Source organism: Arthrobacter saudimassiliensis (assembly GCF_059090665.1).
The window spans coordinates 134,464-151,844 of record NZ_JBNHFX010000004.1; the positions used below are offsets into that span (position 1 = coordinate 134,464).

Below are 17,381 nucleotides of genomic sequence, written 5' to 3' on the forward strand. Positions count from 1 at the left end.
GTTATGAGCCGAATGAATGCGGAGCGGGAGCGCCGCTTCCGGGAGTTGTACTCCGCCGTATATGCGGACCTGCTGCGCTTCGTGCAGCGCCGGACGGCGCCTGGACAGGCCGAGGATGTGGTCGCCGAGGCGCTGCTTGTTGTCTGGCGCCGCTTCGACGATGCGCCCGACGACGGCGGAGACGCCCGCGCCTGGGCCTTCGGCATCGCCCGCAACATCCTGCTGAACGTGCAGCGGGGCGAGCGGCGCCGGGAGGCCCTCGGCGTTCGGATTGCAGACACGGCCGACACCGCCGTCGAGGCGGAAGATGACCTGACGGCGACCCGCATCGACCTCGCGCGAGCCTGGAACCGGCTGTCCGAGGTGCACCAGGAAGCCCTCGGACTGGCAGTCTTCGAGCAGCTCGCTGCCCCCCAGGCAGCGTCAGTGCTCGGCATCTCTCCGGTCGCCTTCCGGCTGCGCCTCAGCCGTGCCCGCCGGGCGCTCCGGCTGCTTCTGAACCACCTGCCCCAGCCCGCCGGTTCCGCCGCCGGCACCGGAAGGAACCCGTCATGACCTCCGACCTGCACCTGGACACCCTGCTGCGCAGCCTGGACCCGGCTGATCCGGCTGCCACCGCCGATTCGGTCCGGGCGCGGGCCGACCTGCAGCGGATCCTGGCGAATCATCCGGCCGGCCGGCCCGGCGGCACGGCCGGCTCGGCGGCGGTCCGGCCGAACACGAGGCGGGCGCCCGGGAAACGGGTCATCCGCCGCAGCGCCGCGGTCCTCGGAGCGGTCGCGGCCGTGACCGTCGGCATCCTCGCAATGCCGATGCTGCAGGATGCTGATCCGGCGTACGCGAGCTGGACGCCTGAGCCGGCCGGAATGGTCGCGGCCGAGCAGGAGAAGGCGGGCTCGCGGTGCCGGGCGGACTCCGCGGACACCGGCGACGGGATGTACCGCTCCCAGCTGGAGTCCGCCGACGTCGCCGTCGCGGAACGCCGGGGAGTCTGGACCACGGTGGTCCTCACCGGCGGGGCTGGATTCTCGGCCGTGTGCATCACGGACAACCAGCCGGGTCTCCTCGGGTTCGGAGGCGGTGGGCGGATCGGCGCCATCGGCACCCTGCGCGAGTCGGATCGTCCGGGCCCGCGGGACCTGCGTCCCATCACCCTGGGGACGGGGACGATGAGCCCGGGCAGCGTCTCGGTGGCGGCCGGGCCGGCCGGGACGGACGTCGCCGCCGTCGTCTACGACAGCCCGGTTCACGGACCCGTCGAGGCGACGGTCAACGCCGGCCAGTTCGCCCTGTGGATGCCCGGTGATGAACTGCGGAACGCTTCCAGCGAGGGCATGCCGGTGCAGGTGACCTACCGGGACGGGACGGTCGAGATGCAGGTGCTCCGGTTTTGAGCCTGCGGACAGGCCGTCACCTTGGACTGGGAACCGGCATCGCAGGACGGCTTTGCGTTCCGCGCGGTGCGGGAACGGCCAGCCACCAGGCCAGCACCGCCGCCGGCAGGACAACACCGAGACCGGTGAACAGTTCCAGCGCCGGAGGGCCCTGCTCCATCACCACGCCGGTGAAGGTCAGCGTGATGGACACCGAGGAGAACAGGAACACCGGCACCATCGCCGCGGCCAGGCCGTAGCCGACGGCGCGCGCGCCGCCGGTCCGACGTCGCGCCGACACATAGACCACCGGCAGCAGCAGCGCGGCCCACACCCAGTGATGGAACCAGGAGATGGGCGAGATCGCCAGCATCACGACGGCGTTCGCGGAGATCGCCGCGAGCGTGTCACCGACGTTGTCGGCGCGCCGGATCGCCAGGTAGCCCAACACGATGATGGCCAGCGACGCCGCCAGCCAGAGCGGCCGCTGCAGCGCCTCCCCGGCGCCCAAATGCGCGACCAGGGAATTCAGCGACACGTTGTACATATTTGTGGTGTCTCCGACCCGCTCCGCGTCGAACAGCGCACTGGTCCAGAACGCGGCGGCCTGCTGCGGGGCGGCGGCGAAACCGGCGGCGACCGTGGCGGCGAAAGTGAGTCCCATGACCACGATGGACCGCCAGTCCCGCCGCGCCAGGAAGATCAGCCCGAACGCCAGCGGCGTGAGCTTCAGTCCGGCCGCCAGGCCGATCAGCACCCCGCGCGGCACCCGGGTGGCCGGGCGCAGCAGGTCGGCGAGCACCAGCAGCATCAGCATGGGATTGACCTGCCCGAAGCCGAGCCCTTCCCGCCACGGGCCGAGCACACCGATCAGGAGCACGGCGACGACGACGGCGCCCGCGCGCCCGGCGGGCCTGTCCAGGACGCCGGCCAGCCGGGCCGGCAGAAGCCCGGCGTTTCGGCGCAGGTATCCAACCAGCACGGCGGCCACCGCAACCAGGCAGATGAGTGACGCTGCGGTGACCAGGGCCTGCCCGGCGGCCTCGGGCAGAAAGGCGAACGGCACGAAGATCAGCGCGGCGAAGGGCGGATAGGTGAACGGCAGGCCGCGGGTGTCGGTTTCGATCAGGCTCGGGTCATACAGCTGGTGGCCGTTCAGCCCGAGCAGGGCGAGCACGCCCTCGCGGTAGACGCGGAAGTCCAGTCCGTGGATCTGCGCCGCGACGACGACCAGCGCGAGGGCCGCCGGGAGCCCCACGGCCAGCCAGATCAGGGCGGCACGGGGCAGGGTGGAGATCCGGGGCAGGTTCCTGGGCATGGCCTCCAGTCTACGGAGCGGGGCGGTGGTTGATGACCGGCTCGTCAGGCGCGCAGCGGCTGGCAGTGCGGGCAGTAGTAGAGGTCGCGCAGGGACAGCTCGTCGTCGCCGAGCAGTTCGTGGGCGACCTTGGTGCCGCAGCGCAGGCAGCCGCGCTTTTCCCGGTTGTACACCCACAGCTGGTCCCGGCCCATCGCTCCGGTGGTGATCCGGCGGGACCGGTTCTTGTTCGCCTCCAGCAGCCGCTTGGACAGCTCCACGATCCGCGGCAGGTCCGGCACCTGCCCGACCGGGGTGAGCGGATGCACCCCGGCCAGGAAACACAGCTCGCACCGGTAGACGTTGCCCAGCCCGGCCATGATCCGCTGATCCAGCAGGGCCAGCCCGATCGGCCGCTCCGGTTCAGCCCGCAGCCGGCGCAGCGCCTCCGCGGCGTCCCAGTCCGCGCCCAGCAGGTCCGGGCCGAGATAGCCGACGGCGTCGGCCTCCTCCCGGCGCGGCAGCACCCGCAGGAACCCGAGCTCGAAGCCGACCGCCTGCACGTCGCCGGCCTCCAGCACGCAGCGGGCCTTGAATGCCGGACGCCGCCACTTTTCGCCCGTCCGGTAGAGGTGCCAGAGGCCCTCCATCTTCAGATGGGAGTGCAGGATCCAGCCGTCCTCACCGCCGACGCGGATCAGCAGGTGCTTGCCGCGGGACACCACGTCGTCGACCGTCTGCCCGGTGAAGTCGGTGGTGGCGAACTTCGGCACCCTGATATCGCAGCGGGTCAGGGCGCGCCCGGCCAGGGCGGCGTTCAAATCCTTGGCCGCCCGCCAGACGGTATCTCCCTCAGGCACGGTACCGCAGCCCCCTCGGCGTGGTGTAGAAGCCGGCCGCGGTCAGCGCCTGCGCCACCGGGGTGTCGAGGATGTCGGCACCGTTGACCTTTTCCACCGCCATCTTCTCCGCGGCTCCGCGGCGGATGATGCCGACCAGCGCCTGCGCGCAGAGCTCCAGCTCCGCCGGATCCTCGGTGAAGGTCAGCAGCGTCTTGCCGCCGCGCTCCACGTACAGGGCCAGCGCGCCGTCGAGCAGCACCACCAGCGCCCCGGCCTTGCGGCCGGGCCGGTGCCCGGAATCGGTCGCCGGCCAGGGCAGCGCCGCACCGTAGGGGTTCGCCGGGTCGGTGGCGGCCAAGGCGACGGCCTTCGGCTCGGTGCGGTGCAGGTCGGCGTCGTGGGAGAAGGACCGCAGCCGGTCCACCGTCGCCGGGACGGCGAACTGGGCGGCGCCCAGCTGCTCGATGAAGTAGCCGCGCCGGCACCGGCCCTGTTCCTCCAGCCGGGCGAGGACCTTGTACAGCAGCGCGAACCCGCCGGGGGTGCCCTCGCTGGCCACGGACCCGCGGGTGACCACCCCGTACCGGTCCAGCAGCAGTTCCGCGGTGGCATGCGCGTGCAGGGTGGTGTCGGTTTCCGGGGCAGGCAGCACGCTCCAGCGGCCCGCGGCCAGGGCAGGGGAGGTACGGGCCGCCGGGCCCTGGCCGTTCATGGCCAGGCGCATGGAGCTGCCGGTCAGGGACTTTCCGGGGGCGCGGCCCAGCCGGTTCAGCCGGGCCGTACGGGCGCGCGGCGGCCCTGAACGCTGCTTGTGGGCGGTCTTGCCGCCGGCGAGCAGCGACCGGACCGGGGTGAACGTGTCGTTGCTGATCCGCCCGGCCCAGGTCAGTTCCCAGAGCGCGGTGACGACGTCGGCGTCGGGCACATTCTGCCCCGCCGCGGCGAGGGCCTCGCCGAGCTGGCGGAAGAAGTACGCCCCGCCGCCGTCGAGCACTTCGAGCAGCTGCTGCTGCAGGTCCGACGGCGTGAACTCCGGATCGGAGGACAGCGTCAGCGGCGCGTTTTCGGCCAGGTGCAGGCTGATCCAGCCGTCGTTGCCCGGAAGGGAGCCGCTGCCGGACCACAGGATCTCGCCGGTGGCGGTCAGCTCGTCGAGCATGGCCGGCGCGTAGTCGCGGATCCGGGTGCCCAGGATCAGCGGCTCCCAGGCGGAGGCCGGAATCGGCACGCCGGAGAGCTGGTCCACCACCGTCACCACGCCGTCCAGGCCGCGCAGGTTGGAGCCCACGTTCTGCCAGGCGGGCAGGAACCGGCCGTAGGTGGCCGGGTCCACCGGCTCCACCTCGCTGCGCAGCGCCGCCAGGGAACGCCGCCGCAGCCGGCGCAGCACTTCAACGTCGCACCATTCGGTGCCCTGCGCCGGGATGGTGACGACGGCGCTGCCGCCGTCGGTGCCCTCGGCCGGGGACAGCAGCTGCGCCTCGGCGGGCCGGAACTCGCCTTCCACCACGCGGCCCTCGTCGGCCAGCCGCTGCAGGGTGGCGGTGACGACGGCGACGCCGAGTCCCAGCCGTGCGGCGGCCTCCGCTGCCGTGAAAGGGCCGTGGGTGCGGGCGTAGCGGCCGATCAGGTCTCCCAGCGGATCCGCGACCGGTTCGATGAAGGCCAGCGGCACGCCCATCGGCAGCGGCACGCCGAGTGCGTCGCGGAGCCGGGCGGCGTCTTCGATGGCCGCGTACCGGGTCTTGCCGGCCACGCCGACCTTCAGCGCCCGGTTGGCGCGGACCAGCTGCTCGAGCAGCTCCTCGGCGTAACCGGCGTCGGCCTGCGCGCTGTCCGCAGCCTCTTCCGCCGCCTCCGCCGGCGGCTGCAGCCGGGCGGCGGTCTCGGCCACGGACAGCGGGCCGAGCAGCCGGAGCAGGTCCGCCACGCCCTCCAGGCCGCGGGCCCGCCGGTCCGTGGCCAGGCGCTGCAGCTCGCGCTCGGTCTGCGCGATGATGCCGGCGTCGAGCAGTTCGCGCAGCTCGGCCCGGCCCAGCAGTTCGTTCAGCAGGGTCGGGTCCAGCGACAGGGCCGCAGCCCGGCGCTCGGCCAGCGGGGAATCGCCTTCGTACAGGAACGCGCCGACGTAGCCGAAGAGCAGGGAGCGGGCGAACGGGGAGGGCTGCTGGGTGGTGGTCTCCACCAGGCGCAGCTCGCGGCGTTCAATCGCGGCGGCGAGGCCCTTCAGCGCGGGCAGGTCGTAGACGTCCTGCAGGCACTCCCGCACGGTCTCCAGAATGATGGGGAAGGTCGGGTACTTGCGTGCCACGTCCAGCAGCTGGGCCGAACGCTGCCGCTGCTGCCACAGTGGGGTGCGCTTGCCCGGGTTCTGCCGCGGCAGCAGCAGGGCACGGGCGGCGCACTCCCGGAACCGGGAGGCGAACAGCGCGGAGCCGCCCACCTCGGCGGTGACAATGCCCTCCAGCTCCTCCGGATCGAACAGGAACAGCTCGGCGCCGGGCGGTTCGTCCTCCATGAGCGGCACCCGCAGCACGATCCCGTCGTCGGAGGCCATGGCCGAGCCGTCGAGGCCGTACCGCTGGTGCAGCCGGGCACCCACCGCCAGCGCCCAGGGCGCGTGCACGGGCATGCCGAACGGGCTGTGCAGCACGATCCGCCAGTCGCCCAGCTCGTCGTGGAAACGCTCCACCACCAGGGTCCGGTCGGTGGGCACCACGCCGGTGGCCTGCTCCTGCTCGCGCAGATAGGTCAGCAGGTTGCCGATCGCCCACTCGTCCAGCCCGACGGCGGCGAGCCGCTCCCGGGCGGAATCCTCTGCGGCCCCGGCCAGCTCACGGACGAAGCCGCCCAGGGCCCGGCCCAGTTCCACCGGACGGCCCTGCGAATCGCCGCGCCAGAACGGCAGCTTGCCGGGCTGGCCGAAGGCGGGGGAGACCAGCACCCGGTCATGGGTGATGTCCTCGATCCGCCAGCTGGTCGCCCCGAGCGCGAACACGTCGCCCACCCGGGACTCGTAGACCATCTCCTCGTCGAGCTCGCCGACCCGGCGGCTGTTCTTGCCCTCCGATTCGCCGACCAGATAGACGCCGAACAGTCCGCGGTCCGGGATGGTGCCGCCGCTGGTGACCGCCAGCCGCTGGGCACCGGGCCGGCCGGTGATGGTGCCGGCCTCGCGGTCCCAGATGATCCGCGGGCGCAGCTCGGCGAACTCATCGGAGGGGTAGCGGCCGGCCAGCAGGTCCAGCACGGCGTCGTAGGCCGAGCGCGGCAGGGCGGCGAAGGGCGCGGCGCGGCGGACGACGTCGAACCATTCCTCCACATCAATCGCGCCCAGGGCGGTGGCGGCGACGGTCTGCTGGGCAAGGATGTCCAGCGGGTTCGCCGGAATGGCCAGCGGTTCGATCTGCCCGGCGAGCATCCGTTCCGTGGTGACGGCGGTGTTCAGCAGGTCTCCGCGGTGCTTGGGGAACAGCACGCCCTGCGAGGTTTCGCCGACCTGGTGCCCGGCCCGGCCCACCCGCTGCAGGCCGCTGGCCACCGAGGGCGGGGACTCGACCTGGATGACCAGGTCCACCGCGCCCATGTCGATGCCCAGCTCGAGGGAACTGGTGGCCACCACGCAGCGCAGCCGGCCGGACTTCAGGTCGTCTTCGATCATCGCCCGCTGGTCCTTGGACACCGAACCGTGGTGGGCGCGGGCCAGCAGCGGGCCCTCATCGTCCGCGGCGGCGACGTCGGCCGGCGGCCGGGCACGGACGCTGACGCCGGCCTGCGCCATCAGCTGCGCCGGGGGCCGGGCGGTCGGCGGCGCGGCGGGGCGCCCCGGACCGGCGTCGGACCCGGCGGCCCCGTTCCCGCCGTCGCCGTCTGCGCTGTCCAGTCCGGCGGCCAGCTGCTCGGCGGTCAGCTGCGCCATCTCCAGCCGCAGCGCGTGGATTTCGTTCAGCCGCGCGGTGAGCCGCTCGGCCAGCCGCCGGGAGTTGGCGAACACGATGGTGGAGCGGTTGGCCTCGATCAGGTCAACGATCCGCTCCTCGACGTGCGGCCAGATGCTCGCCTGCGGCGCGTAGCCGCCGTCGAGCGTGTCGTCGGTGGTCGGCGCCCCGGCCAGGTCGGACATGTCCTCCACCGGCACGGTGACGGTGATGTCCCAGGACTTGGCCGACGCCGGGGCCACCACCTGCACGGGGGCGTTGCCGCCCAGGAACCGGGCGACGGTCTCGTGCGGTTCCACGGTGGCGGAGAGCCCGATGCGCTGCACCGGCTTCTCCAGCATTGCGTCGAGCCGGGCCAGGGTCAGCGCCAGGTGGGCGCCGCGCTTGGTGCCGGCGACGGCGTGCACCTCGTCCACGATGACGGTGTCGACGTCGGCGAGGGTTTCCCGTGCCCGGGAGGTGAGCATCAGGAACAGCGACTCGGGAGTGGTGATCAGGATGTCCGGCGGCCTGGTCAGCAGGGCCCGCCGCTCCGCCTGCGGGGTATCGCCCGAGCGCACGCCCACCGTGATGGACGGGGCGGGCAGGCCCAGGCGCTTGGCGGTCTGGGTGATGCCGATCAGCGGGGAGCGCAGGTTCCGCTCCACATCCACGCCGAGGGCCTTCAGCGGGGAAATGTAGAGCACCTTGGTGCCGCGCTTCGGCTCGGCGGCCTTTCCACGCCGGGAGCTGCCCTTGCCGCCTGCCGTGCGGGCGGCCGCCGGAAGCTCGACGTCGAGCTCACCCTGCCCGGGAGCGGCCGGGGAGGCGCCGCTGCCGCCGGCCGCGGCGTCCTTGATGAAACTGTCCAGGGCCCACAGGAACGCGGCGAGGGTCTTGCCGGACCCGGTGGGGGCAATGACCAGGGCGTTGGAGCCGTTGGAGATGGCGTCCCAGGCACCCTCCTGCGCGGCGGTCGGCGCGGTGAAGGCGCCCTCGAACCACTCCCGCGTGGCGGGGGTGAACTTCTGCAGGACCGAGGCAGCCGGACTCATGCCCCCATTGTTCCGCACCCCGGTGACATTTCCGGCTCCTTCCGTGGCCTTCGGCTCAGGGCGTACGACGCCGGCGGTTGCAGCTGCCGGCGCCGCACCGATCCCTGCCGCCGCGGGTCAGCGCTGCTGCAGCGCCCCGACGGAGAGCAGTTCGATCTCCTCATTCCCGCAGCCAAGGGAGGGATGCTCCACCCGCAGCGAGGCGGTGTCGTCCGGCGGATACACCAGCAGGGCGGCCGTGTCTGCGGCAGCGCACTCATCGCCGTAGTTCTGTGCCCGGGTCTCGCGCAGCTCCGCGGCCGCCTGCCGGCCCGGTTCGAGGACCAGGGGCACGGCCTCGGCCTCGGCCCTGGCTGCCGGCGCGCCGACCTGGCTGCCGGCCGCGTCCACGTAGGAAACGCCGGGGTAGCCGCCGGTGGCGCAGGCGGTGGAGGAATCGTTGGTCAGCACCAGGGTGCGGTACACGCTGCCTGCCGCGCCGCCGCCGGGCTCGGTTTCCACCGTGGCCGAGAGCAGGTCCGCGGTGCAGCGGGGCAGGGCGGCGGCGGTCTCGCCGCCCGGGGACGCCGCGGAGGCTGCGGGCGCGGAGGCGGCGGCCGAATCTTCAGCGGAGGGGGAGGCGGTGTCCGAGGCAGCGGTCGAGGCCTCTGCATTCGGGGTGCCGCCGCCGCTGCCGCCGCAGGCGGACAGCGCCAGCAGGGCAGCCAGGGCAAGGAGCGGAACGGCTGTGGAGCCAGTGGTGCGCGATGTCATACCTGTCACAGTCGTCCGTTGCGTGCTCCGCGTCAATTCGCGTCGGAGCCTGGCCCGGGGCGCGGCCGCGGACCGGTCCCGCCGGGCGGGCCGCCGCGGGTTCCGGCCCGCCGTCGGCGGGCCGGAACCTCAACGGGCCGAAGCGTCAGCAGCGGACGGAACCCGGCACAGGGCAGGGCTCAGCGGGCCGCCCGACGGCGGTTGGCCAGGCTGAGCGCCAGCCCGGTAAGGCCCGCCACGAGGCCGGCGGCCCCGGCGCCCAGGCCGATCCAGCCGGCGGTCTCCGCCCGCTCGATCTCGTCATCGTCGTCATCGTGCGCGGCTGCGGCGGCGGTGGAGCCGTGCCCGTGGTCGTCGTCGTCATCGTCCGCCTCGGAGACCACCAGTGACGGCGCCGGGTAGTCCAGCTCGGAGGCGTCCCGGCCCTCGGCCGGGACCTCGGCCCAGTCGCTCTCGCCCTCGGCGCAGCTCTGCAGCACGGGGAACGCGAGCGTGGAGCCCTCCGCGTCCGGCAGGGTGACATCCAGCATGAGGACGTCGCGCACGCCGTCGGCCACCGGTTCCTTGGCGGTGAAGACCACCTGGGCGGTGCGCTCGGTGACCGATGAGCCGTTGGGCAGGGTGCGCGGCTCGGCCAGCTCCTCGGTGACCTTTTCGATGTCCCAGCCGGGGTGGGCGGTGGGCACCGCGTCGGTCAGCTCATCGGGCAGCGTGACCGTGACCTTGGTGGTCGGCGAACCGGAGCAGCCGTGCGAAAAGTCGAACGCCAGCCGGGACGAGGACCCGGCGGCGGTGGAGTCGGGGGAGACGTGGACGTGCGCCGACGCCGGGCCCAGGCCCAGGGCCAGGAGCCCGGCGGTGCCGGCGGCGGCGAGCAGGGGGGTGCGGAACTTGTGCATGGTTTCGACTCTACCGGCGGGCATGGACCCGCCCGGAACCTACTCGTGGTGGTACGGCCGCCCGGCCGCGATCTCCTGCGCCCGGTACACCTGCTCAGCCAGGATCAGCCGCACCAGCTGATGCGGGAACACCAGCGGGGACAGCGACCAGACGAAGTCCGCGCGGTCATGGACGGACTGGTCCACGCCGTAGGCGCCGCCGATCACCAGGGTGACGTTCCGGGAGTTGTCCAGCGGCCGGCGCAGGGTCTGCGCGAGCTGGGGGGAGGTGATCGCCTTGCCCCGCTCGTCGAGCAGGACCACGTAGTCCGAGCCCGTCTTGGCGAGCAGCCGCTCCGATTCCTCCCTGCGGGCGGCGTCGCCCTCGCGGGCGGAATGGGGGATCGGCACCCAGGTGAGGTCGAAGGGCTTCTTCAGCCGCTTTTCGTAGCGGCGGATCCCGTCCACCACCCAGTCCTCGTGCTTGCGGCCGACCATCAATACGCGCAGTGCCATGCCCTTATTCAATACCGCCGGGCAGTCCGGCCGGAAACGCGCCCGCAGCGGCTAGACTCCACGCCCATACGCTGTTCGAACCCGGGAGGAAGCATGGCCGAGCACAAACGAGCACTGGTCCTGGGCGGAGGCGGGGTGGCCGGCATTGCCTGGGAGCTGGGCGTCCTGCATGGACTCACCGACGCCGGGGTCGACCTGGGCGGCACGGACCTGGTGGTGGGCACCTCCGCCGGTTCCGTCGTCGGCGCCGCACTGCGCTTTGGCCAGGCCGAGGCCGCCTACCAGGCGCAGATCGCCGAGGACACTCCGCCGGCGCAGTACCGGGAGCCCACGGCGTTCAGCGGAGAGGCCTTCCTGAACGCCCTCGCCGCAGCCGGAGCCCAGGGCGGGGGCGAGCAGGCGGCCCGGGCCAGGATCGGTCAGCTGGCACTGGGCGCCTCGACGCAGCTGTCCGAAGAGCAGTGGGTGGGGCAGATCTCCGCGCTCGTGCCGGCTGCCGCGTGGCCGGGGCGCCCGCTGGCGGTCACCACGGTGGACGCCGGAACCGGGGAGTTCCGGGTCTTCGGGGCCGACGACGGCGTGTCTCTGCAGCGCGCCGTCGCCGCCAGCTGCGCGGTGCCCACGGTCTGGCCGCCGGTGGACGTGGACGGGAACCGGTACATGGACGGCGGCATCCGTTCCGCCACCAATGCCGACGTCGCCGAGGGCTATGACTCGGTGCTGGTGCTCTCCTGCGGGCTGGAGGCGCCGAGCAGTCCCTTCGGGCCCCCGCTGCCGCAGGCGCTGGAGAAACTGGGCCGGCACAGCCGCGTCGTGCTCATCGAGGCGGATGCCGCAGCGCTTCAGGCCTTCGGCAGCAATATGCTGCTGCAGTCCACGCGCCGTCCCTCAGCCGAGGCGGGCCGGCGGCAGGCGGAGCAGCGGCTGGCCGAGGTGCGGGAGCTGTGGGGCAGCTGACGGCGGCCCGGGAGGCGGAAGGTCAGCGCCCGTCGTCGCCGACCTTGCCCTGCAGGTCCCGGTCCAGGTCCGCCCCGGGCTCGACCACGATGCCGTCCTCCCGCTGGGGCACCTGGGATCCCTGTTCCTCCGCTTCGCGTTTCTGGATCACGTTGAGAAGTTCCTCCAGCTCATCGCTCATGGCCGCAAGGCGGGCACTGCTGGTCTCCTGAGCCAGCCCCAGCACGAGCTGGGTCTGCCGGGCGCGAAGCTGGTCGAGGGTCGGGGGTGTTTCGTTGGTGGCCATGGTTCATCTTACAAAGCCTGCTGACGACGCCGGGCCGCTGCGGGTGTCCGTGCCCGCCGGGAGCGATTACTAAGTTTGCTTATATACAAAGTCATCAGCTAGCTTCATATTCAATCCCGGCGTCGTCCAGCAGTGGGCGGCAGGGGCCGGGCTGTCCCAAGCGGAGGTGAATGTATGTTCTTCCACAAGCAGGAACTCCAGTTCAAAGCGACTCCTGACAAGCCGGATGCTGTCTACGCCCGCAAGCTCCAGGAGGTCCTCGGCGGCCAGTACGGTGAAATCACCGTCGCGATGCAGTACGGCTTCCAGTCCTGGAATTCGCATCTTCCCGGCAAGTACCGGGACCTGCTCTACGGCATCGCGGCAGAGGAAATGGGCCACGTGGAAATGCTGGCCATCATGATCGCCCAGCTGCTGGAGAAGGCGCCCCTGGGGATCACCGAAGACGCCGTCCAGTCCGATCCGACCATCGCGGCCGTCGTGGGCGGGATGGATGTTCAGCACGCCATCGTGGCCGGCGCCGGCGCACGCCCGGTGGACTCCAACGGCAACCCCTGGACCGCAGCGTACGTGACGGCCAGCGGCAACCTGCTGGCCGATTTCACCTCGAACGCGAATGCGGAAATGCAGGGCCGGCTCGCCGTCGCCCGGCTGTACCACATGACCGACGACAAGGGCGTGCGCGATATGCTCTCGTTCCTGCTGGCACGCGACACCATGCACCAGAACCAGTGGACCGCCGCGGCCCGCGAGCTGCAGGAAGAGGGCTACGAGCTGCTGCCGGTGCCGAGCAACTTCCCGATCAAGAAGGAAGAGCGCGAAGTGTCGTACCAGTACCTGAACTTCTCCAACGGTCCGGCTGCGGCCGAGGGCAGCTGGGCTTCCGGCCCCACCCCGGACGGCAAGGGCGAGTTCAGCTACCACGACGGGCCGACCACCACGGCGCCGATGCCGGACGTTACCCGTCCTGACGCCCGCTACTACGGCACCACGGATATCCCCAACACCGTGGAAAAGATCGCCGGTACGGTTCAGGACAAGCTGAACAAGGAGTAACACGGTTACTGAGCTGCCCGGACGTTTCCCCCAGCGTCCGGGCAGCTCCCCGTTTAACCGGGCTGATCGCCCCGGCCGGCCCTGGCTGATTCCGCTGCGGTTTCCTGCGCCAAACCCCCGACGCCGCCCTTTTCGCTTCCCGCCCGGGCCGCTAGGCTGTGCCGAACCGGGTGAAGGGGGATCACGTGATCGGCAGGGCGAAGCAGGGCCGGACGCCGCCCGGCGGCACGGAGGATATGGCCGTCCGCCTCCGGCTGGCCCAGGGCTCGCTGCGCCTGGCCCGCGAGGAGCTGAGCGGCCGGATTGAGGCCGCCGCCGCGATGGTGGAGCACTGCCGGGCCACCGCGGAGGCCTACGGCCACCGGAGCCGGGCGCTGCAGGAAGCCATGCGGAACGGGGCACCGTCAGACAACGCCCAGGCCCTGCAGGAGACGGCGGAGCGGATGAGCCGTCAGGCCGGGGCGGTGCAGACGGAGGCGGACCGGCGGCTGCAGGCCCTGCTTGAGCACCGGCGCCGCCTGGACGAGGCCCTGGATAAGCTGGGACACTCCGCCGCACGCCTGGAGCTGGCCGAGCGTGAAGCTGCCGGGCGGGACAAGCTTCGCGGACTGGGGCGGGGCGGGGCCGGGCTGGGCACCATGTCCGGCGGCGGCGCCGGCGCCGTCCTGGACGAGGAGCTGCGCGAGGCCCAGCGGCTGGCCCACCAGGCGAAGGCCCTGGCCGAACTGCGGCAGGACCGCCTGTGAGCGCCGTCGACCCCCGCACCCCGGCGTTCACCCCGGTTTCCTTCCGTGCCCCCTTCGACCCGCCGCGCCGGTTCCCCCGCAGGATCGGCCGGAAACCGTTCTGGGCGTTGATCATCGCCGTGCTGATCCTGCTGGGCACCGGGCGGCCCGGCATTGTGCTGCTGGTGATCGCGGCGGCGGCCACGGCAGCGTTCTGGTGGTGGCTGCGCCTGCAGACGGAGGCGGCTGCCGCGGGCCTGACCGGGTATCTGCGCAGCTTCTATCCGGACGCGCCCGGCGTGGACCGGGCGGGGCTGCTGGAACTGCTGGACCGCGGCCGCCTCATCCGTTCCGCGGACGACGGCACCGAGATCGCCCTGCGGCTCGCCCGCCCCGCGGCCTCCGGCGGGCGGCGCCCCGTCATCATGGCCAGGTACCGTCCTGCCGGGTTCGGGCTGCCCGAGTTCGACGACGCGCTGCGCACCCTGGGCAGCGACCCGCAGGTGGCGCGGGCCATCGAGCTGCTGCGGAAGCAGCCCCGGGCCTGACCCGGGCACGCAGCGGCGGGATTGCTCCGAGCTGAGCGGGGGCTGCCCCGGTGCTGTCTGCCTCAGCGCCGCCCGGCCAGACGGTAGCCTCGGATGCATGGCCGAAATCCCGCTCCCCGCCGTCGAACCGGAGCTGCGCACTGCAACGGTTCGCGGCCCGGAGGTGCGGCGGCTGAAACGGGCCGGCACCGGCCTTCGCCGCATCCGGTGGGCGATGCTGCTGCTCTGGGGCATGTTGCTGCCCCTGCTGCCCATGCTGCTGCTCGAGCCGCTGCTTCCAGGGGCGGTGATGGAGGTGATCGGGTACCTGCTGGTGATCTGCCTGCTGGGGCCGTTCGGGCTGTGGCCTCTGGAACACGCCCTGGAACGGCGCGCGTTCCGGGCCCGCATGAAGGTCTTCCCGCAGGTGGAAAAGGCCCTGACCGCCCTCCGGGCCGGATGGGGCATCGAATGGGTGGTGGGCGGCGGGCGCGGCTCCCGGGAGCGGCTGATCTCCCGGGGGACCTGGAAACAGAAGTACGAATGGGCCCTCGACTACAGCGGCGACCAGCTAACCATCACCGAGCTGGCTCCGCACGAGCATGAAAACGACGACGACGATGAGAGCGGGCAGCAGGACTGACGATGGATGCGAACCACCAACCGATCCTCCGGTCCACGGTCGTGACCGATCCGGCGGCCGGGCAGCTGTGGCGGGCCCGCCGGGTCGGCGGGGTGATACGGGCAGCGGAACCCGTGCTGTTCGGCCTTCCGGTGCTCGGCCTGGCCCTGAGCGTCTACGGCCATCGGCTCGGCTTTCCCGGGCACCTCACGGGCCCGCTCTGGGCCGGCATCGCCGCGGTGATCGCCGTCGCCATGGCGGTCTCGCACTGGGGGGACAACCGGGAACAGAAGGCGCGAACCCAGCTCTACCTTCGGCTGCGGAGCGCAGTGGCGGATTTCGGAGACGAGCTGATCGAATGGCAGCTGAGCCGGCGGGGACCGGAATGGCTCATCTCCACCGCGCGCCGCAGCACCGGGCGCTGGGCCCTGACCTACGGTCCGGCGGAACTGACGCTGGCGGAGGTCCCGGACCCGGACGACGCGTCCGGGACGGGCCGCTAAGCCCCGACGCGCTACTCGCCTGCGGCCTCGCGGGACGTGATGCCGAAGCGGGTGGACTGCAGCTCCGTGAAGTTGCCGACGCTCGCCCGCACGGTGCATTCCGGGGAGATCTGGAGCGCGGTGACCGTCAGGCCGGTGCCGTCCACCGCCAGCGCCCCACCGCAGCCGTCGGCGAAGCGCACGCCCTGCTCGCCGCCGGCAACCGCGGTCAGGGTTCCTGACGGCGTCCCCGTCGCCGGGCTGATGTAGAGCGGGTTTAGTTCATCCGCTCCGCCGGCCCACACCGGTACCAGGGTGATCTTCAGCGGGCTCGGCGTCACCACCCGGGCCGGGGTGCGCACCTCCACGTCCATCAGGCGCTGGACGGGGTAGGCGGTGCCGACCACCGCCGGATCCTGCACGGCGGCCGTCGTCGCCTCGTCACCGGCGCGCAGCCAGGCATCGAGGGCCTGCTGATCGGCAGGGGCGGCGGTGACCGCCGCGGTCACCTGGGCGGAGCCGCCGGCCGGAATCTGCAGGCCGGACACGCTCCAGCCGCACTCGACGTCGACGCCGGTGAGGGAACCCTGGTTGCGCTTCACCGAGGCACCCTCCCAGGTGACGGCGGGGCAGGCATCGCCCTCGGCCAGCCCCGGGACCACCTCCAGGAAGTCACCGGACAGCGGCGCCTTCTGGGCGGAGTACGCCACCGTCAGGCGGATCTGTCCGGACTCCGGTTCAAAGGACGCGCTGCGGGAGATCGTCAGCCCGGTGGGAAGGGCCTGGCCCTGCAGCTGGGAGGACAGCTGCTGGTCGGCAGCCGCGCTGTCCTCCCCGGGATCGGCGGGGGAGAGCACCATGAACCCCACGACCATCGCCACGAGAAGGGCGACGGCGGTCCCGGCCAGGAGCAGGGCCTTGCGGGTGCGCCAAAACGGGACCGCCTCCTGCTCCGCGGCCGCGGCGCGGGCCTCGGGGCGGGGCCGTTCCTCCCGGCGCGGCATCGGCCTGGCGATCGTGGCGCTTCCCGCCTCGCCGAGCGAGGGCAGCTCGGCCGGCTCTCCGGTCGGGGCGGGGGCGGCGAAGGCCGTCAGGTCGTCATCGGTGTACGCGCCGCGCACCACCGTGGCCGGGCGTTCAACCTCGTCGAATTCCTCGGGGGCGTCCCCGCGCTCCAGCGGGGCGTGGTCCGCGAGGCGGGCCGCCAGGCGGCGGAGCTTCGCCCCGGCCTCGGCGGCCGCAGGCCTGCCCGCGGGATCCTTGGACAGCAGCCGGTCAAGGGTCTCCCACAGCTCATCGTCCACCGGAAGCCGGGGCGGGCGGGAGGAAACGTGGCGGTACGCGATGGTGAAGTCGGTTCCCGGCCCGGCGAAGGGCGTCCGCCCGGCCAGCAGCTCGTACAGCAGCACCCCGGTGGAGTAGACATCGCCGGCTGGCCCGGACCGGCCCTGGGTAATGAGTTCGGGCGGCATGTACTGGGGCGTGCCGATGAGTCCGGTGGTCTGGCGGATCCGTTCCCCCACCACGTCCGCGATGCCGAAGTCGGAGACCCGCACATCCTCCGGGCCGCAGTCGGGCCAGCGGCGGGCCAGGAGCACGTTGTCGGGTTTGATGTCGCGGTGGGTCACGCCGCGGGAGTGGGCGAAGGCCAGCGCATCGAAGATCTCGGCCGCCATGGCCAGGGCGGCGGCGGGGCGCAGCGGCCCGGCCTCCTTCAGCGCGTCGCGCAGCGAGCCGCCCTCGATGTAGTCCATGACGATCGCCAGCCGGGAGCCCTCGACCACCATGTCGCGCACCGGAACGATGCGCGGGTCCTGCAGGCCCAGCAGCACCGACCGCTCGCGCACGAAGCGTTCCACCAGCGAGGGGTCGTCGGCGTGTTCGGGGCGCAGCACCTTGGCGGCCAGCGTGCCGCCGTCGGCGGTGATGATGGTCCAGACCTCGCCGACGGCGCCGGAGCCCACCCGCTCACCGAACCGGTAGGACGCGCCGAGCGCCTGGCCCGTCTGTGCGAACTGCATACCGTCTTCTCCAACGCTGTCGAGTGAAACTTCCGTGGCCGGCCGGCCGGTTCCCATTCTTCCCTGCCGCTGCG

General features: G+C 72.4%; 16 protein-coding genes. 8 read left to right on the top strand and 8 right to left on the bottom strand.

Features of this window, described 5'->3' with window-relative positions:
- The first annotated feature begins 3 nt into the window (after positions 1 to 3).
- Both AC5RV6_RS15385 and AC5RV6_RS15390 read left to right on the top strand, forming a co-directional pair.
- Positions 4 to 555, top strand: coding sequence for an RNA polymerase sigma factor (locus AC5RV6_RS15385; protein ID WP_494008231.1), 552 nt, complete (start codon positions 4 to 6; stop codon positions 553 to 555).
- On the top strand, positions 552 to 1,394 hold the full coding sequence (locus tag AC5RV6_RS15390) for a hypothetical protein (RefSeq protein ID WP_494008232.1): 843 nt from the start codon (positions 552 to 554) through the stop codon (positions 1,392 to 1,394). The genes AC5RV6_RS15385 and AC5RV6_RS15390 overlap by 4 nt, the downstream gene beginning before the upstream one ends.
- Before the next feature lie 16 nt (positions 1,395 to 1,410).
- On the opposite strand, the gene AC5RV6_RS15395 is transcribed toward AC5RV6_RS15390, so the two are convergent.
- The 6 genes from AC5RV6_RS15395 to AC5RV6_RS15420 form a co-directional block, all read right to left on the bottom strand.
- Positions 1,411 to 2,691 carry a glycosyltransferase 87 family protein gene (locus AC5RV6_RS15395; RefSeq protein ID WP_494008233.1) on the bottom strand — a complete coding sequence of 427 codons (1,281 nt, stop codon included), beginning with the start codon at positions 2,689 to 2,691 and terminating at the stop codon, positions 1,411 to 1,413.
- A 44-nt stretch (positions 2,692 to 2,735) separates the two neighbouring features.
- Positions 2,736 to 3,530, bottom strand: coding sequence for a DNA-formamidopyrimidine glycosylase family protein (locus tag AC5RV6_RS15400; RefSeq protein WP_494008234.1), 795 nt, complete (start codon positions 3,528 to 3,530; stop codon positions 2,736 to 2,738).
- Positions 3,523 to 8,484 carry a DNA glycosylase AlkZ-like family protein gene (locus AC5RV6_RS15405; protein ID WP_494008235.1) on the bottom strand — a complete coding sequence of 1,654 codons (4,962 nt, stop codon included), beginning with the start codon at positions 8,482 to 8,484 and terminating at the stop codon, positions 3,523 to 3,525. Before AC5RV6_RS15405 ends, AC5RV6_RS15400 begins: the two co-directional genes overlap by 8 nt.
- Before the next feature lie 117 nt (positions 8,485 to 8,601).
- Positions 8,602 to 9,237 carry a DUF4232 domain-containing protein gene (locus AC5RV6_RS15410; protein ID WP_494008236.1) on the bottom strand — a complete coding sequence of 212 codons (636 nt, stop codon included), beginning with the start codon at positions 9,235 to 9,237 and terminating at the stop codon, positions 8,602 to 8,604.
- 179 nt (positions 9,238 to 9,416) lie between these two features.
- Positions 9,417 to 10,136 (bottom strand): YcnI family protein, encoded by a 720-nt coding sequence (locus AC5RV6_RS15415; protein ID WP_494008237.1) that lies wholly within the window; start codon positions 10,134 to 10,136, stop codon positions 9,417 to 9,419.
- A 39-nt stretch (positions 10,137 to 10,175) separates the two neighbouring features.
- Positions 10,176 to 10,631, bottom strand: a complete 456-nt coding sequence (locus AC5RV6_RS15420; protein WP_494008238.1) for a 23S rRNA (pseudouridine(1915)-N(3))-methyltransferase RlmH — start codon at positions 10,629 to 10,631, stop codon at positions 10,176 to 10,178.
- 93 nt (positions 10,632 to 10,724) lie between these two features.
- Between AC5RV6_RS15420 and AC5RV6_RS15425 the strand changes: the two genes are divergently transcribed.
- The gene (locus tag AC5RV6_RS15425) at positions 10,725 to 11,588 is read left to right on the top strand and encodes a patatin-like phospholipase family protein (RefSeq protein WP_494008239.1); all 864 of its coding nucleotides are present in this window, start codon (positions 10,725 to 10,727) and stop codon (positions 11,586 to 11,588) included.
- A gap of 22 nt (positions 11,589 to 11,610) precedes the next feature.
- Here AC5RV6_RS15425 and AC5RV6_RS15430 read toward each other — a convergent pair whose 3' ends face one another.
- Positions 11,611 to 11,874: a hypothetical protein gene (locus AC5RV6_RS15430; RefSeq protein WP_494008240.1), complete on the bottom strand. Its 264-nt coding sequence runs from the start codon at positions 11,872 to 11,874 to the stop codon at positions 11,611 to 11,613.
- Between the two features lie 174 nt (positions 11,875 to 12,048).
- On the opposite strand from AC5RV6_RS15430, the gene AC5RV6_RS15435 reads away from it, so the two are divergent.
- The 5 genes from AC5RV6_RS15435 (at position 12,049) to AC5RV6_RS15455 (ending at position 15,307) form a co-directional block, all read left to right on the top strand.
- Complete coding sequence (locus AC5RV6_RS15435; RefSeq protein WP_494008241.1) at positions 12,049 to 12,930, top strand: manganese catalase; 882 nt, start codon at positions 12,049 to 12,051, stop codon at positions 12,928 to 12,930.
- A gap of 236 nt (positions 12,931 to 13,166) precedes the next feature.
- On the top strand, positions 13,167 to 13,676 hold the full coding sequence (locus AC5RV6_RS15440) for a hypothetical protein (protein ID WP_494008242.1): 510 nt from the start codon (positions 13,167 to 13,169) through the stop codon (positions 13,674 to 13,676).
- Entirely contained in the window at positions 13,673 to 14,203 is a 531-nt protein-coding gene (locus tag AC5RV6_RS15445) for a hypothetical protein (RefSeq protein WP_494008243.1), read from the top strand. Before AC5RV6_RS15440 ends, AC5RV6_RS15445 begins: the two co-directional genes overlap by 4 nt.
- Positions 14,204 to 14,300: 97 nt before the next feature.
- Positions 14,301 to 14,825: a hypothetical protein gene (locus AC5RV6_RS15450; RefSeq protein WP_494008244.1), complete on the top strand. Its 525-nt coding sequence runs from the start codon at positions 14,301 to 14,303 to the stop codon at positions 14,823 to 14,825.
- Between the two features lie 2 nt (positions 14,826 to 14,827).
- Positions 14,828 to 15,307 (top strand): hypothetical protein, encoded by a 480-nt coding sequence (locus AC5RV6_RS15455; protein WP_494008245.1) that lies wholly within the window; start codon positions 14,828 to 14,830, stop codon positions 15,305 to 15,307.
- Positions 15,308 to 15,318: 11 nt separating this feature from the next.
- Here AC5RV6_RS15455 and AC5RV6_RS15460 read toward each other — a convergent pair whose 3' ends face one another.
- A complete protein-coding gene (locus tag AC5RV6_RS15460) occupies positions 15,319 to 17,307 on the bottom strand; it encodes a serine/threonine-protein kinase (RefSeq protein ID WP_494008246.1) in 1,989 nt (662 codons plus the stop codon).
- Between the last annotated feature and the right edge of the window lie 74 nt (positions 17,308 to 17,381).

Excerpts from the sequence above, each read along its gene's own strand:
- AC5RV6_RS15385 (WP_494008231.1), top strand. The coding sequence starts at position 4 with ATGAGCCGAATGAATGCGGAGCGGGAGCGCCGCTTCCGGGAGTTGTAC.
- AC5RV6_RS15390 (WP_494008232.1), top strand. The coding sequence starts at position 552 with ATGACCTCCGACCTGCACCTGGACACCCTGCTGCGCAGCCTGGACCCG.
- AC5RV6_RS15395 (WP_494008233.1), bottom strand. The coding sequence starts at position 2,691 with ATGCCCAGGAACCTGCCCCGGATCTCCACCCTGCCCCGTGCCGCCCTG.
- AC5RV6_RS15405 (WP_494008235.1), bottom strand. The coding sequence starts at position 8,484 with ATGAGTCCGGCTGCCTCGGTCCTGCAGAAGTTCACCCCCGCCACGCGG.
- AC5RV6_RS15410 (WP_494008236.1), bottom strand. The coding sequence starts at position 9,237 with ATGACATCGCGCACCACTGGCTCCACAGCCGTTCCGCTCCTTGCCCTG.
- AC5RV6_RS15415 (WP_494008237.1), bottom strand. The coding sequence starts at position 10,136 with ATGCACAAGTTCCGCACCCCCCTGCTCGCCGCCGCCGGCACCGCCGGG.
- AC5RV6_RS15420 (WP_494008238.1), bottom strand. The coding sequence starts at position 10,631 with ATGGCACTGCGCGTATTGATGGTCGGCCGCAAGCACGAGGACTGGGTG.
- AC5RV6_RS15425 (WP_494008239.1), top strand. The coding sequence starts at position 10,725 with ATGGCCGAGCACAAACGAGCACTGGTCCTGGGCGGAGGCGGGGTGGCC.
- AC5RV6_RS15430 (WP_494008240.1), bottom strand. The coding sequence starts at position 11,874 with ATGGCCACCAACGAAACACCCCCGACCCTCGACCAGCTTCGCGCCCGG.
- AC5RV6_RS15435 (WP_494008241.1), top strand. The coding sequence starts at position 12,049 with ATGTTCTTCCACAAGCAGGAACTCCAGTTCAAAGCGACTCCTGACAAG.
- AC5RV6_RS15440 (WP_494008242.1), top strand. The coding sequence starts at position 13,167 with ATGGCCGTCCGCCTCCGGCTGGCCCAGGGCTCGCTGCGCCTGGCCCGC.
- AC5RV6_RS15450 (WP_494008244.1), top strand. The coding sequence starts at position 14,301 with ATGGCCGAAATCCCGCTCCCCGCCGTCGAACCGGAGCTGCGCACTGCA.
- AC5RV6_RS15455 (WP_494008245.1), top strand. The coding sequence starts at position 14,828 with ATGGATGCGAACCACCAACCGATCCTCCGGTCCACGGTCGTGACCGAT.
- AC5RV6_RS15460 (WP_494008246.1), bottom strand. The coding sequence starts at position 17,307 with ATGCAGTTCGCACAGACGGGCCAGGCGCTCGGCGCGTCCTACCGGTTC.